Annotated in this window: 16 protein-coding genes and 2 tRNA genes; 9 read left to right on the top strand and 9 right to left on the bottom strand. The window is 31.9% G+C overall.

The annotated features are described in order from the left end of the window. The first annotated feature begins 113 nt into the window (after nucleotides 1-113). Nucleotides 114-188, top strand: a tRNA-Arg gene (locus A9CBEGH2_RS08005). Nucleotides 189-643: 455 nt separating this feature from the next. On the opposite strand, the gene A9CBEGH2_RS07995 is transcribed toward A9CBEGH2_RS08005, so the two are convergent. Beyond that, nucleotides 644-1,171, bottom strand: a complete 528-nt coding sequence (locus A9CBEGH2_RS07995) for an ATP-binding protein (RefSeq protein ID WP_115716644.1) — start codon at nucleotides 1,169-1,171, stop codon at nucleotides 644-646. Further along, on the bottom strand, nucleotides 1,131-1,514 hold the full coding sequence (locus A9CBEGH2_RS07990) for a hypothetical protein (RefSeq protein WP_115716645.1): 384 nt from the start codon (nucleotides 1,512-1,514) through the stop codon (nucleotides 1,131-1,133). Before A9CBEGH2_RS07990 ends, A9CBEGH2_RS07995 begins: the two co-directional genes overlap by 41 nt. A 201-nt stretch (nucleotides 1,515-1,715) precedes the next feature. Here A9CBEGH2_RS07990 and A9CBEGH2_RS07985 point away from each other — a divergent pair, with 201 nt between their 5' ends. Together A9CBEGH2_RS07985 and A9CBEGH2_RS07980 are read left to right on the top strand one after the other, a co-directional pair. Next, the gene (locus A9CBEGH2_RS07985; RefSeq protein WP_118276560.1) at nucleotides 1,716-2,570 is read left to right on the top strand and encodes a DUF3990 domain-containing protein; all 855 of its coding nucleotides are present in this window, start codon (nucleotides 1,716-1,718) and stop codon (nucleotides 2,568-2,570) included. Nucleotides 2,571-2,588: 18 nt separating this feature from the next. After that, nucleotides 2,589-3,074: an antitoxin gene (locus tag A9CBEGH2_RS07980; protein WP_232057264.1), complete on the top strand. Its 486-nt coding sequence runs from the start codon at nucleotides 2,589-2,591 to the stop codon at nucleotides 3,072-3,074. Between the two features lie 2 nt (nucleotides 3,075-3,076). Here the strand turns inward: A9CBEGH2_RS07980 and A9CBEGH2_RS07975 are convergent, their stop codons facing one another. Next, nucleotides 3,077-3,652, bottom strand: a complete 576-nt coding sequence (locus tag A9CBEGH2_RS07975) for an AlbA family DNA-binding domain-containing protein (protein ID WP_115716647.1) — start codon at nucleotides 3,650-3,652, stop codon at nucleotides 3,077-3,079. Nucleotides 3,653-3,693: 41 nt separating this feature from the next. Here A9CBEGH2_RS07975 and A9CBEGH2_RS07970 point away from each other — a divergent pair, with 41 nt between their 5' ends. Further along, nucleotides 3,694-4,377 (top strand): ORF6N domain-containing protein, encoded by a 684-nt coding sequence (locus A9CBEGH2_RS07970; protein ID WP_232057263.1) that lies wholly within the window; start codon nucleotides 3,694-3,696, stop codon nucleotides 4,375-4,377. Between the two features lie 668 nt (nucleotides 4,378-5,045). Here A9CBEGH2_RS07970 and A9CBEGH2_RS07965 read toward each other — a convergent pair. Further along, complete coding sequence (locus A9CBEGH2_RS07965; RefSeq protein ID WP_118276559.1) at nucleotides 5,046-5,507, bottom strand: PH domain-containing protein; 462 nt, start codon at nucleotides 5,505-5,507, stop codon at nucleotides 5,046-5,048. Nucleotides 5,508-5,559: 52 nt separating this feature from the next. After that, entirely contained in the window at nucleotides 5,560-5,736 is a 177-nt protein-coding gene (locus A9CBEGH2_RS07960; RefSeq protein WP_158572198.1) for a hypothetical protein, read from the bottom strand. A gap of 363 nt (nucleotides 5,737-6,099) precedes the next feature. Here A9CBEGH2_RS07960 and A9CBEGH2_RS07955 point away from each other — a divergent pair, with 363 nt between their 5' ends. The 3 genes from A9CBEGH2_RS07955 to A9CBEGH2_RS07945 are packed head-to-tail and all read left to right on the top strand — an operon-like array spanning nucleotide 6,100 to nucleotide 8,886. Further along, on the top strand, nucleotides 6,100-7,584 hold the full coding sequence (locus A9CBEGH2_RS07955; protein WP_198668179.1) for a UbiD family decarboxylase: 1,485 nt from the start codon (nucleotides 6,100-6,102) through the stop codon (nucleotides 7,582-7,584). A gap of 14 nt (nucleotides 7,585-7,598) precedes the next feature. Continuing rightward, complete coding sequence (locus tag A9CBEGH2_RS07950; protein ID WP_118276558.1) at nucleotides 7,599-8,324, top strand: DUF554 domain-containing protein; 726 nt, start codon at nucleotides 7,599-7,601, stop codon at nucleotides 8,322-8,324. A 1-nt stretch (nucleotide 8,325) separates the two neighbouring features. Further along, a complete protein-coding gene (locus A9CBEGH2_RS07945; RefSeq protein ID WP_118276557.1) occupies nucleotides 8,326-8,886 on the top strand; it encodes a UbiX family flavin prenyltransferase in 561 nt (186 codons plus the stop codon). Between the two features lie 235 nt (nucleotides 8,887-9,121). Here A9CBEGH2_RS07945 and A9CBEGH2_RS07940 read toward each other — a convergent pair whose 3' ends face one another. Next, complete coding sequence (locus A9CBEGH2_RS07940; protein ID WP_118276556.1) at nucleotides 9,122-9,997, bottom strand: LysR family transcriptional regulator; 876 nt, start codon at nucleotides 9,995-9,997, stop codon at nucleotides 9,122-9,124. 61 nt (nucleotides 9,998-10,058) lie between these two features. On the opposite strand from A9CBEGH2_RS07940, the gene lpdD reads away from it, so the two are divergent. Beyond that, nucleotides 10,059-10,391 carry a prenylated flavin chaperone LpdD gene (gene lpdD / locus A9CBEGH2_RS07935; RefSeq protein ID WP_118276555.1) on the top strand — a complete coding sequence of 111 codons (333 nt, stop codon included), beginning with the start codon at nucleotides 10,059-10,061 and terminating at the stop codon, nucleotides 10,389-10,391. Between the two features lie 381 nt (nucleotides 10,392-10,772). On the opposite strand, the gene A9CBEGH2_RS07930 is transcribed toward lpdD, so the two are convergent. The 3 genes from A9CBEGH2_RS07930 to A9CBEGH2_RS07920 all read right to left on the bottom strand — a co-directional run bounded on the left by A9CBEGH2_RS07930 (nucleotide 10,773) and on the right by A9CBEGH2_RS07920 (nucleotide 12,395). After that, complete coding sequence (locus A9CBEGH2_RS07930; RefSeq protein ID WP_115716654.1) at nucleotides 10,773-11,042, bottom strand: hypothetical protein; 270 nt, start codon at nucleotides 11,040-11,042, stop codon at nucleotides 10,773-10,775. Between the two features lie 136 nt (nucleotides 11,043-11,178). Then, a tRNA-Ala gene (locus A9CBEGH2_RS07925) sits at nucleotides 11,179-11,254 on the bottom strand. Between the two features lie 259 nt (nucleotides 11,255-11,513). Continuing rightward, a complete protein-coding gene (locus tag A9CBEGH2_RS07920; RefSeq protein WP_118276554.1) occupies nucleotides 11,514-12,395 on the bottom strand; it encodes an IS1/IS1595 family N-terminal zinc-binding domain-containing protein in 882 nt (293 codons plus the stop codon). Between the two features lie 310 nt (nucleotides 12,396-12,705). On the opposite strand from A9CBEGH2_RS07920, the gene A9CBEGH2_RS07915 reads away from it, so the two are divergent. Further along, the gene (locus tag A9CBEGH2_RS07915; RefSeq protein ID WP_157964990.1) at nucleotides 12,706-13,071 is read left to right on the top strand and encodes a sporulation initiation factor Spo0A C-terminal domain-containing protein; all 366 of its coding nucleotides are present in this window, start codon (nucleotides 12,706-12,708) and stop codon (nucleotides 13,069-13,071) included. Nucleotides 13,072-13,078: the final 7 nt, after the last annotated feature.

Below are 13,078 nucleotides of genomic sequence, written 5' to 3'. Positions count from 1 at the left end.
TTTTTTCATGATTTCGATAAATACTTCCATATTTTTGTGGGGTATTGACTGGAAAATGTTTTGCGCCATAACTTTTTTTCTTAATGCAAATATGATATACTAATTAAGCAATTGCCCTCTTAGTTAAATGGATATAACAAGCCCCTCCTAAGGGTTAGTTGTGAGTTCGATTCTCGCAGAGGGTGCCATATAAATAACGCTGTAAGTTCTTATTTATAGGAATTTACAGTTTTTTTGTTTGTTCTGGCTGACAATCCTATCTGTGAAATATAGCTTTGCTTCGTAATTTATAATATATTGTTTTCGATGATGAAGATTTTTTAGATGAATGGACTTGATAACAATTTTTGAAAAAGGTGTTTCTATAGTTTGTTTTGTAAGGTTTGTATTAGAAGTGTATCTCTGTTTGTTCTGTAGATAATGAATAAAGCTAAAATACATAAGTTAACTTTTGAATAGAAATTGAATAAAACATCTATACAAAAGTAAACAGAGGTGATTGCTATGCTCAATAAACTTGTATGTGAAATGAGAAAGAATAATAATACAATAACTACTGCTAAAGCGTTAGAAATTGGAATATCTAAATCTTTGTTATCTAAATATGCAAAACTAGGGATAATAGAACGAGTTCGACAAGGTGTTATCCACCTTTCTTAGGTATTCCTCTAAACTCTATATAAGAATCTAATATTTTGATACGTTTATAAATGATATTTGAATTTATTGAAGGGTATTTACTTTTTAGCTTTGGTGCTATCTCTTTTAGTCTAATACCTGGATTATCTCTAATTATTTCCAAGATTTCGATATCTTTTTGATTTTCAAGTTGAAAATGTTCTTCATTTATATCGCTATTTACTCTGCCATTTGATTTTACCTTATTATCCTCTATATGTTTTTCAGGGTTTAAATATAAGCCTTCATAATTTTTATTTGGTAAAGTAACTTTAAACATGTATAATGATGTATAAATTTCTGGAACTATACCTAACTCTTTGGAATTTTGAAAAATACGTGTAAGACCAGAAGCATAGTTTTCAACATACTCTAACTTATATAAAAGTTTAACCAGATTTTCATTTATAAAACTCTGCAAACCATTTAAGGCATCTTCCAAAGTTAACCCATCAAAAAAAAACACTCGGTGAAATAATTTCGCATCTATCATCGAAAAATTCAATCTTTATATTTAATTTTCGAGAAAAATCACGATGACAATAACAGTTCAATATAGCTTCACGTGCTGAAGACATATCATAAGATGGTATCTCTGTTCTCGTTGGTTTTCCATCAATAATCACTCGCACTTCGTTACAAACCTCATAATATTCCATAACTCTTTCTATATGTTTAACAATAGAACCCTGAAACTCTTTTTTAGAACGAAAAACAGAACGATTTAAACCTTGATAAACAGCCATTTTTGTAGGTATATCATATTGATCACTAAACCGAAATGCAAGATTTGTATAAAGATGATTTTCAGGATCTACAAAACCTGATGTGGTCATCTTAAACTTATTAAAGTCTAAATTCTTTTCTTCAAATTTTTCCCTTAATTCTTTAAACGTTAGTAATAATTGTTGTGAGAAGTTTAGATACTTCTTTTTTTATCAATAATGATACACAAAACTTATTTAAGTAATATGTTATAAAAAAGTTATTATTGAACTTATTTAAGTAATATGATATAAATAAGTTAGGGTGATATTATGGATTATAATTTTGCAGATGATCTAAGGGCAATAAGAGAAATACTAGGCTATACTCAATTTGAGATAGCTGAACAAATAGGAGTAGAACAGGTAACTATTTCGAGAAATGAACTTCATAAAAATAATCCTTCAAATCAATTGATGGAACTAGTATATAATTTTGCTTTTGATAAAAAAATACAATTAAATAGATTAAAAGAAATGTTATGGATAGAAAAATTACCTTTAAATCATAAATTATTGTTTCACGGAGCTAAAAGGATTATAGAAGGACCTTTAAATGTACATGTTGGAAGAATAAATAATGATTTTGGACAAGGGTTTTATACTGGAGAAACATATGCTCAGGCAATATCTTTTGTCTCTGGATATAATGGGTCATCTGTTTATTATTTAGATTTTAATAGTCAAAATTTAAAATGTAAAGAGTATCAAGTAAATCAAGAATGGATGATGACGATAGCCTATTATCGAGGAGCTTTAGATAAATATAAAGATCATGCAATTATTCAAAAAATAATAAAAGATTCAAGAAACTGTGATTATATTATTGCACCAATCGCAGATAATAGGATGTTTAAAATTATTGATTCTTTTATTCAAGGAGAAATAACAGATGAACAATGTAAACATTGTCTAGCTGCAACGAATCTGGGAAAACAGTATGTTTTTGTGAGTGATTTGGCTATTTCTCAATTAAAAATTGTGGAACGTGTATATCTTGCTGATAATGAGAAAAACTATTATAAAGAAATGAGAAGTTCTGATTCTAAACTTGGAGAGGATAAAGTAAAATTAGCAAGAATACAGTATAGAGGAAAAGGTAAATATATTGATGAGATTTTATACTAAATGGATAAGGTGAAAATAATGAGAAAAATGGATAAAGATGGTTTGTTATTGTGTGATTTACAAGGAAATGCTTTTGAACTTTCTATTCAACTAACATCAACGAGCTCTGAAATATTTATGCGAAGATTTATGAATAGTAAAGTGGCAAAAATGATAGATAATGAAAGCATTTTACAGATGAATATACAACCAAAAGATATAATTAAACGAGTAGAAGAAGAATATAAAGAATCGAAATATGGATCAGTAAAATATACAAAAAACGAAATGTATTGGATAGGATATTTGTATAGATATTTTTCATATACGTATGAATTATCATCAACTCGAGTCTATAAAATTATAAAGCCAAAGGAATTGAGAGGATTATTTTTACCATATCATACACTTAGCCCTGAACAGGCTATAGAACGTATATTAGAGGCAAAAGGTATGATCTTAAACTTGGAAGATGAAATAAATAGACAATTTGAAATCTATAAAAGAATAAGAGGTAATCGTTGACATTAAATCTTAATATAGTTTAAATGAAATTTACAATAAGTTGTTTTAAGTAGTTTTTGCAAATGCAGCAAGTAAGTGACAAAAATGCTATAAAGTCCTTGTTTTATAATGCTTCGGAGTTCTCGAAACGTTAATTTTTGATTTTTAGAAATTAATGATTCATAAGAGATTTCTTCACTTTCTCTTATCATTCTAGCTATTTCTTCTTGAGTTGCTTGTGCTTTATTTCTTCCATATCTAACATAAACACCGCTTGGCTTTAAACCTTTTGATTTTAGGTAATAAGGCTTCCTATTACCTGATTCAATACAAATTTCTAAAACTCCATCTTCGTTATGAGTTAATTTAACAAAATCTGAACAATTTGGATAAATGGCTTCATCTCTTATCCAGTTAATAACTCTAGATTCATTACTATCTCTTTCTTCCATGCTGAAATCATAGACTGAGCCATCATCATTAACACCAACATAAATAGTTCCACCTAAATAGCTATTCAAAAACGCAATAATTTCAGGTTTCATTTTTTCATCAAGTGTTCTTTTTAATTCAATAAGATTTGATTCTTCATATTTCAAAGAAAACGTTTCCCGGAACGTTTTCGCTTTCAATTGAAGAGATGGATAATGGATATGGAGGGCGAAGAAAACTACCTTATGTATTTACAGAGCAAGGAATTGCTATGTTATCTTCTGTTTTAAGAAGTGATGTGGAAATTCAAGTTAGTATAAATATAATGGATGCTTTCGTAGAAATGCGCCGCTTCATCACCAACAACGCTTTACTTTTTGTGCGTATCAGTAACGTAGAATTAAAACAGCTGGAATACCAGAAGCAGACGGACGAAAAGCTTGAACAAATATTTGAGTACATATCCGATCATCAGGAAGCCAACCAGAAAGTATTCTTTGACGGACAGATTTATGATGCTTTCAGCCTGATTGTCAGTTTAATTCAAAAAGCAGATAATGAGATTACACTGATAGATGGATACGTAGACGTGGGAACACTTAATTTGCTCTCCAAGAAAAAGGACAATGTGGCAGTTACCATTTATACCCACAATCGAACAAGATTAAGTGAGTTGGATGTGAACAGCTTTAATGCACAGTATCCTGAGTTGGAAGTGAAATATACGGATGTGTTCCATGATCGATTCCTGCTTCTCGATCGCAGGATAGCTTACCATATTGGAGCGTCACTGAAGGATGCCGGCAAAAAGTGCTTTGGTATAACAAAGATTGATGATGTGGGAATTACAAGGGACATCTTGCAAAGATTAGAACTGGAATCGGAAGAATAACGAATTATTTGAGGTCGCAGTTTGCTACCTCAAATAATTTATTCGAAATCCGGCGAGCAGCTTTTGAGCTGCTGTACATAAAAGTTAAGAAAATGTTCACTACAGATTTTGGGTATTGCGTTATAATACATATCAGTTTAATGATGGAAAATTACGTTTGAGGAATGTACGGTATATAACTGGCTTACAAAACGATATACAACATATCATTTTGTACCATAAAATTGCACCGACAACGCCCACCATTTTTTATCAGATGTGTAAAACGATTGCTAAAAGGGCTATCTGAAATCCCTCTGAATTAGCTATTACAGGGTGGTATCAGATGGAAAACAAAACCGTGAAAAGCTCATTAAAATAAAGTATTAGATGTCATTGGACATCCCTTGAACGTTAGGTACAGGACTTACTTTTAAAGGTTAGTTGTGAGTTCGATTCTCGTAGAGGGTGCCATGAAAAGAATGCTGTAAGTTCTTATTTTATAGGGATTTACAGTTTTTATTTATATATGGCTTTGTTTACTAATCTGGAATGTATTGTATTCGATTATGATGAAGACTTTTTTTAGATGAATAGGTTTGCTAAATTCGTATATTTACCTCTTAAAATTTATTATACAACAATACACTTTGACCTTATACGATATGGCAGAAATTGTACACGGTTAATTATTTTTGTTTATGACTGATTTGCTTTTTTATTTCATTATAAAGTTCTCTAGTATCACTGGGGTTAAACTGATTGAATAGAAATACTTTATCCGTTTTCAAGTAAATATAAGGGCTTTTATCATTGTAAAGATATGCACGACATTTTCCAATTTCATCAAATTTAAAATCTCCAACAGATAATTCATTAGTGCCGATTCCACCGCCTGATTTCATTCCATGTGGCAGTTTTTCCAGGAGCTTAATCTCTTTTATATCCTTGAATTTTACCAAATCTGCAGTTATTCCATCAAATCCTATGCAATCATCTTCCAAACGAATTTCATATGCATTCCCGCTCTGTGCATCTTGATGAGTTGACCACAGCAATGTTCCAATCAATACTACTGTGATGATTAGTATGATTCCTGCCATGATCCATGCAATTTTTTCATTTTCTTTTTCAAATTCATCCGTTGCCATCTACTGCTACCTCCATACTTAATAACTATATATTAACAACTTCTAATTTTAATTACGTTTTATTTTTACTAAAATACATGGATGAGAAACATAGAAAACAAGCACCTAAGCATAAATGAACAACTGTCATATTCCCTTTGTTAAAAAAAATAATAGCTGCACTAATGAAGAAGCATATAGCTGCTGCTAGAGAACACACTCCTGCAATTTTATCATTCTTCTTTTTCATTTTACACCTCCTAGAAAATTGTGATTTAACTATTGTTTCTATACATGGATTATAACAATTTTTCATTGCTTAAAATTTAGATTTTTAACAACAACTTTACCATAAGGATATTCTAATCTTTTTTCAAGCACTTTTGAAAAAAATAAGAGTGGATTAAACCAAATGTTTGAAAATAAATCATATAAAATAACGCTTAATTTTAAAATATTTATATCTTTGCAGATGGTTTCATCTTTTTTGAATTGAAAGAAAATGATTGATTATAAAAACTATTCTATTTTGGAATATAGTGTTGCTAAATTTGAATTGTTTAAAGAGTTTTTGGCATGCTAGAATCTTTTGGTAAAAAATAGGAGGAAGTAAATGATGTTAAATAACGAAGTTATTGATTTACGTTCAGCATTAGAGTTATTACAATCTATTGATGGACAATTGGTTGAAACGAATGTGGAAGTTGATCCAATGGGGGAACTTTCAGGAGTATATCGTCATGTTGGTGCAGGTGGAACCGTTATGCGTCCAACACAAGAAGGACCAGCAATGATCTTTAATAATATAAAAGGTCATCCTGGAGCAAGAGTTGCTATTGGTTTATTAGCAAGTCGTAAAAGAGTAGGATATTTATTAGGTTGTGAACCAGAAAAATTAGGCTTTTTATTGAAGGATTCTGTAAATAATCCTATAAAACCTGTTGTTATTCCAAATGAAAAAGCAAAATGTCAAGAAGTTAAATATTATGCAACAGATGAGAACTTCGACATTAGAAAATTAGTGCCTGCTCCTACAAATACATTAGAAGATGCAGGACCATATATTACGTTAGGTATGTGCTATGCTTCTCATCCAGAAACAGGAGAATCAGATGTGACGATTCATCGTATGTGTTTTCAATCAAAGGATGAAATCTCTATTTTCTTACAACCTGGAGCACGTCATATTGGGTATTTTAGAGAATTGGCAGAAGCAAAAGGGGAACCACTTCCGATATCAATTAGTATCGGTGTGGATCCAGCTATCGAAATCGCTTCCTGTTTTGAAGCACCTACAACACCATTAGGATATGATGAGTTACAGGCAGCTGGAGCAATCAGAAATAAACCTGTTGAACTTGTTCAATGTTTGACTATCAATGAAAAAGCTATTGCTAATGCTGAATATGTTATTGAAGGAGAAATTTTACCTGGAAAACGTATTCGTGAGGATATACACTCTAACACAGGTAAAGCAATGCCGGAGTTTCCAGGATATTGTGGTCCAGCAAATCCTGAGCTTCCAATTATCAAGGTTAAAGCTGTAACGACAAGAAAAAATCCAATCATGCAAACGTGTATTGGTCCAAGTGAAGAGCATGTGTCTATGGCTGGTATTCCAACTGAGGCAAGTATATTAACAATGGTTGATAAAGCAATGCCTGGGAAGTTGTTAAATGTGTATTGTGCTTCTAGTGGAGGCGGTAAATATATTGCAGTTATGCAGTTTAAGAAATCTGTTCCATCTGATGAAGGAAGGCAAAGACAGGCAGCCTTATTAGCTTTCAGTGCTTTTGCTGAGTTGAAACATGTTTTCCTAGTTGATGAAGATGTTGATCCTTTTGATATGAAAGATGTAATGTGGGCAATGACAACACGTTTTCAGGCGGACTTGGATGTAATTACCATCCCAGGAGTTCAATGTCACCCATTAGATCCATCTAATCAACCTGAATATTCACCACATATTCGAGCACGTGGTGTTGCATGTAAAGCTATTTTTGATTGTACGATACCATTTGATCAAAAAAATCGATTTGAAAGAGCTAAATTCATGGATGTAGATCCAGCTCATTGGCTACCAGATATGTTTAAATAAAAGGAGGATTATTTATGCCTATAGGAGTTCTTATCAATGCGGCTTCTGTATTACTTGGAGGTATTGCAGGAGCGTTAGCTGGACATAAGTTAAGTTCAAAGTTTAAAGCAGAAATATCATTGATTTTCGGTGTTTGTTCCATGGGTATGGGAATTAGTACAATTGGGCTTATGAAAAATATGCCAGCTGTTATTTTTGCGATTATCATTGGTACAGCTTTAGGATTAGCTATACATTTAGGTGATTGGATTCATAAAGGTGCTACATTAATGCAAAAACCTATTTCAAAAATATTTAAAAATAATTCTAATATGAGTGAAGAAGAATTTTTAAATCAATTGGTTACGATCATTGTTTTATTCTGTGCCAGCGGAACAGGCATTTATGGCTCTTTAACTGCGGGTATGACTGGTGATAATTCTATCCTTATTTCTAAATCTATTTTAGATTTTTTTACAGCAGCTATCTTTGCTTGCCAATTAGGTTATGTTGTTTCTGTAATTTCAGTTCCACAATTTATTATTTTCTTTATTTTATTTTTATGTGCTGGATTTATTTACCCAATGACTTCACCGGATATGATAGCTGATTTTAAAGCCTGTGGTGGTTTCTTAATGTTAGCAACCGGATTTAGAATGGTAAAATTGAAAAATTTTCCAATTGCGGATATGATTCCTGCAATGATTTTGGTTATGCCATTGAGCTATTTTTGGGTCACTTATATTATGGCTTTGGTTTAATATGAAGAAACTTGTTGTTGGTATAAGCGGTGCAAGTGGTATACCACTTGCTGTTAGATTGTTAAAAGAATTAAAGAAACAGCCTGATGTTGAAACACATCTGGTTATGACTCGCGGAGCTGAGATGACACTTCATCAAGAAACACCTTATTCCTTAAAGGAAATTTGTGATATGGCTGATGTTGTTTATGATAATCATAATTTGGGCGCAAGTATTGCAAGTGGTACTTTTCAAAATGATGGTATGATAGTTATTCCATGTTCTATGAAAACAATTGCAGGTATTGCCCATGGTTATTCTGATAATCTTTTATTAAGAGCTTGTGATGTCATGATTAAAGAAAAAAGAAAACTAATTCTTGTGGCAAGAGAGTCACCACTTTCAACTATTCATCTTGATAATTTATCTTATTTATCAAAGCTGTCTGGTGTTGTGATTATGCCACCGATGTTAACTTATTATCAATTGCCTCAATCAATAGATGATTTAGAAATACATATTGTAGGAAAAATATTATCACAGTTTGGTATTGAATTAGAGGATTTTAAACGCTGGAAATAAAAAGCAGTCATTTCGACTGCTCAGACCGTTGACAAAGTCGCTCTTTGAGCAGACTTTGTCATTCGGTCTTTTTTTATCCCCACTTTTGTATAAAAAACAGGTGATTTTAAGCTATCATTTACCAAAAATCACCTAGTAAAAGGAATCTTTCTACCACTTTTTTTAAATTGGTTTTATATATTTTCAAAATATATAGTTTGTCAACAACCTGAGCAGTCATTTCGACTGCTTTCTTCTATTGAACAGGGCGTATTGCTTGAATGAATTCTTGTATGATGTCTTTGTGCAGAGAATCTAAAGAATAGTACATAAAAATATTACCTTGAATATGTTCTTGAAAAGGTAAAACTAGCACTTGATTAAGATGAAAAATATGTAGGGATTTCTTCATTACCAATGCGATTCCTTCATTTTCACTTGCTGCGCTTAGAATCGTTTCGATACGTCCATGTCGATGGATATAAGGATTGAAGTGATTCTGATGGCAGGCTTCAATAACTAAATCTGAAATATTTGTATATTTTGGAGGTAAAAGTAATTTTTCGGTTTTTAATTGCTGAATGGAAAGTTGTTTAAGATGAGAAAGAGGATGTTGTTTAGATATAACTGCTACTAACTCATCTTCATATAAAAGGATATTTTGGAATGAATCAAGTGCATGATAGTTTCCTCTTAGAATATAGATATCATAATCATGATAATCTAATTTATATTGGAGATCTCGTTCTTCAATTTCATCAATCACAAGGTGAATAGAAGGATGTTTTTTAGAAAAATCATTTAATTTATGTGCTAGGTCATATTGTGAAAAGATAGGGAGCATAGCTATTTTAAGTGTATTTTTATGATTTGTTTTTAAAGTGTATTGATTCTCTATCATCTTTTGGTAGTCAGCTAGTAAAATCTCTGTATCTTTTAAGAATTGTTTACCTGCATTTGTAAGAGTGATTTGTCTGTGGCTTCTATTAAACAAGAAAACACCAAGCTCTTGTTCGAGTTTAGCAATCTGCTTTGAAAGCGCAGATTGTGTAATATTCATTTCTGCTGCTGCTTGTGAAAAAGTTTGATGGATAGTAACAGCGTAAAAATATTGTAATTGTTCAATTGTCATGATAATCACCTATTCTTTATTGGAGTATTTTATCATGATTTTAGAAGAAAGGAAATGAACGATGAGAAAAATTCATTTAAAACGTACTATGCAATGGATGGGAAAAGATTTGGTTATTCATGTTCAAAATGAAAATGGGCATATTGGCAGTGTTGTTATTGGACAGCCATATCTAAAAGGTGGTGAGACGCATGTAACAATGAATATTTGGAATCAAGTGGGACATAAAGATGATCATGTCGCAGCCATGTATGTGAAAGCTGCTGTATTAAAATTTCAATGTGTTGTTACATGTATATGTGGTATTCATTTAGAAGATATATGTACTGAGGAAATGAATAAGATTATGAAAAAAGTCCAAGAAGATATTAATGATATGCTTAAAAATGGATAAAACAAATTATTAAGCTTTAGGGATTATAGATATAAAATTTTAGAAGTGATTAACAATGCATTGTTTGTTTTGAGGGAAGAAAAATGATACCCAAGGGGATATTTAAATGAGTAGAACAGAAATTTTTTGTTCTGCTTTTTTATTAGCAAAAAAGGGTATTCATGAAGAAATTCTGCAAGCGGGTTATAAACAATTACAGGAAATTTTTTAGCAGAAGCCGAAGATGAAAACAATGAATTGTAAAAATTATATGCAGAAAGATACCATCAAGTATTGCATGATGTAGAGATGTACGTATATGGATATTATTTAATGATTAAGATTTTCTGCTTTCATTAAAAAAGACCACAGGATTTATTATCCCATGGTCTTTTGGCTAGTTTATTCCCAGCCGCATCCACATCCACGACGCATGCAGCGCATCATTTGACGAGCACAGTTGCTTTCGTGCATTCTTTCACTGAAGTCACCTTCAGCAAATTCTCTGGTAGCTCTGGCAACAAATTCTGCAGCTCGTGCTACTTCTTCAGGGTTGTAGTATCCACATCCGCATCTGCGATCTTGATTCCAGTACCCTTCACGATCAAATCCACGATCATTCCCTCTGTAGCAACGATTTCTTCTGTTTTCACATCCACAATTGTTAGTCATACTAACATCTCCTTTCCTGAGGTTTTATCATCCTCACTTTATCCTATGTGATAAAAAGAAAAGTGCTAGGTTAAATATCATGGTTTTTATTTTTATACAAAAAAAGATTCCTGTGAGGAATCTTAATCGTTTTTCATGGTGGACCGTAGCGGGATCGAACCGCTGACCCCCTGCGTGCAAGGCAGGTGCTCTCCCAGCTGAGCTAACAGCCCAATTTTTACTGCTCAATAATAATATCATTTAAGTTTATAAAATGTCAATATTATTTGAAAAAGAAATATAAAATAAGTAAGGAAAAACAGTAAATAAATAATCGCTTAATTTAACAAGAAGGTACCTAGATAACAAATGAATCCTTAAATATAAAGCAAATTATATGTTTTTAAAGATTTTCTTGTTATGGTAAACTTTAAATCTTTCAATCTTCGTAAGATGATAGGCAGTTTTTCATTATCATCCATTTCCTGAAATCTACGAACAAATACAAACAAGCTCATGTATCGGTTCATGTATTTTGTTGCGATACCCCTGTATCCAGCCAATTGACCTTTTATTAGCGAATGTATACTGTTCACTGTATTGATATGTTCTACGGTGTTGTATGACAAATGTGATTTTTAATTGTACAAGACTGCAGTTTGCCTTTTTGGCTAGTTCATCATAACAAAATGCTCCATCGGAATATAGAATTGATTTTGGGTCTAGATTTTTTAGGAAGTTTTCTAGTATACTGTTCTTGGTTGGTTTTCCATAACCGACTGCTTTGAATATCTCATGACCATTTCTATCTGTTGTGGTGACGATACAAACTTGTTCATGAAATAATCCTCTATAAGATGATGGCCCGCCTCGTTTGCGGGCTTTTCTTTGTATCTTCCTGCACCCTTTTTGGCTTTCAAGCTCAAGAGTTTCATCAATCTCTATGGTTCCGCTTAATTTCATATTTTCGCTATATAATAATACTTTCAGTGAACAAAGTATTTTATGGCGATTTTCAAATATGCAGGGGACAGAGAGATCCAAGTCTGCTGCTGTCTTTTTAACGAAAACAAAACTTAATGTATCTAATACGATTTTTTTTAACATGCTTCTTTCAATCTTGGAGTACATTGTAATCGTGTGTGAATTGTAAGTAAAGATATGACTACAATCTTTACACATATAACGCTGTTTCCCGTTTTTAAACCCTTTCTTGATCATTCTGGATTCCTTGCCACAATATGGACAGCGTTTTGGTTTCAAATCCCTGTCTTCTTCATTAAGGTTCAAAGCATCAATAACATAGATTTCTAATTTTCTCTTTTGGTATGGTGTTAAAGAAGCAATAGATTTTAATAATTCTGATTGTTTCATGGATTGTTCCTCCTGTTTCTGAAATAATCATATACCAATTTGTTACATTATTTATGTAAGAAGTTATATTTAGGTACCCATTGGTTAAATTAAGCGTAAATAATTTAAAAGATATATTTTGTATATATTATAGTTTTTTAACTATATATAGTTGAAAAAAGGGAAGGATAAGAATTGAGAAAGCAATATTCGACAAAAAAGAGTAAAATACGACATTTTTCGACTATTTTTTTGAACTCTTTGCTGTTTAATTTAAAAGGGTGTTTATTAAAATATGGAAAGCATCTGCTTTGTGGGGGAAGAAACAAATATGGATAATTCAAGAAAGGCAATTTATGTAAATGTTACAAATTTATTGCATGAAATAGGGATACCTGCTCACATTGTTGGTCATGATTATATACGACATGCGATAGTTTCAGCATGTGAAAATCCAGCTTTATTAAAAAACATCACGAAACATCTATATGTAAAGGTAGCGATTTATTATGATACTTCTGTATATAGTGTGGAAAAGGGAATTCGAAATGCGATTGAAGTAGCATGGGCTAGGGGTGATATTTCTGCCATACATTCTGTATTTGGGAATACTGTCCATTTTCAAAGAGCCAAACCGAGTAATAAAGAATTTATCGCAATGATTGTTGATGTCGTTCGAACACAAATGATGGATTAAACATATT

It is taken from the genome of Amedibacterium intestinale (assembly GCF_010537335.1).
GTDB lineage: Bacteria > Bacillota_I > Bacilli_A > Erysipelotrichales > Erysipelotrichaceae > Amedibacterium > Amedibacterium intestinale.
Note: the sequence above shows the minus strand (reverse complement) of the source record. Positions and strands in the feature narration are given on the sequence as shown.

Bases quoted from the DNA above. Each gene is read 5' to 3' on its own strand.
- A9CBEGH2_RS07985 (WP_118276560.1), top strand. From the start codon at position 1,716: ATGGATTATAATTTTGCAGATGATCTAAGGGCAATAAGAGAAATACTA.
- A9CBEGH2_RS07970 (WP_232057263.1), top strand. From the start codon at position 3,694: ATGGATAATGGATATGGAGGGCGAAGAAAACTACCTTATGTATTTACA.
- A9CBEGH2_RS07955 (WP_198668179.1), top strand. From the start codon at position 6,100: ATGATGTTAAATAACGAAGTTATTGATTTACGTTCAGCATTAGAGTTA.
- A9CBEGH2_RS07990 (WP_115716645.1), bottom strand. From the start codon at position 1,514: ATGACCACATCAGGTTTTGTAGATCCTGAAAATCATCTTTATACAAAT.
- A9CBEGH2_RS07980 (WP_232057264.1), top strand. From the start codon at position 2,589: ATGAGAAAAATGGATAAAGATGGTTTGTTATTGTGTGATTTACAAGGA.
- A9CBEGH2_RS07965 (WP_118276559.1), bottom strand. From the start codon at position 5,507: ATGGCAACGGATGAATTTGAAAAAGAAAATGAAAAAATTGCATGGATC.
- lpdD (WP_118276555.1), top strand. From the start codon at position 10,059: ATGAGAAAAATTCATTTAAAACGTACTATGCAATGGATGGGAAAAGAT.
- A9CBEGH2_RS07915 (WP_157964990.1), top strand. From the start codon at position 12,706: ATGGATAATTCAAGAAAGGCAATTTATGTAAATGTTACAAATTTATTG.
- A9CBEGH2_RS07930 (WP_115716654.1), bottom strand. From the start codon at position 11,042: ATGACTAACAATTGTGGATGTGAAAACAGAAGAAATCGTTGCTACAGA.
- A9CBEGH2_RS07920 (WP_118276554.1), bottom strand. From the start codon at position 12,395: ATGAAACAATCAGAATTATTAAAATCTATTGCTTCTTTAACACCATAC.
- A9CBEGH2_RS07995 (WP_115716644.1), bottom strand. From the start codon at position 1,171: ATGATAGATGCGAAATTATTTCACCGAGTGTTTTTTTTTGATGGGTTA.
- A9CBEGH2_RS07945 (WP_118276557.1), top strand. From the start codon at position 8,326: ATGAAGAAACTTGTTGTTGGTATAAGCGGTGCAAGTGGTATACCACTT.
- A9CBEGH2_RS07960 (WP_158572198.1), bottom strand. From the start codon at position 5,736: ATGAAAAAGAAGAATGATAAAATTGCAGGAGTGTGTTCTCTAGCAGCA.
- A9CBEGH2_RS07940 (WP_118276556.1), bottom strand. From the start codon at position 9,997: ATGACAATTGAACAATTACAATATTTTTACGCTGTTACTATCCATCAA.
- A9CBEGH2_RS07950 (WP_118276558.1), top strand. From the start codon at position 7,599: ATGCCTATAGGAGTTCTTATCAATGCGGCTTCTGTATTACTTGGAGGT.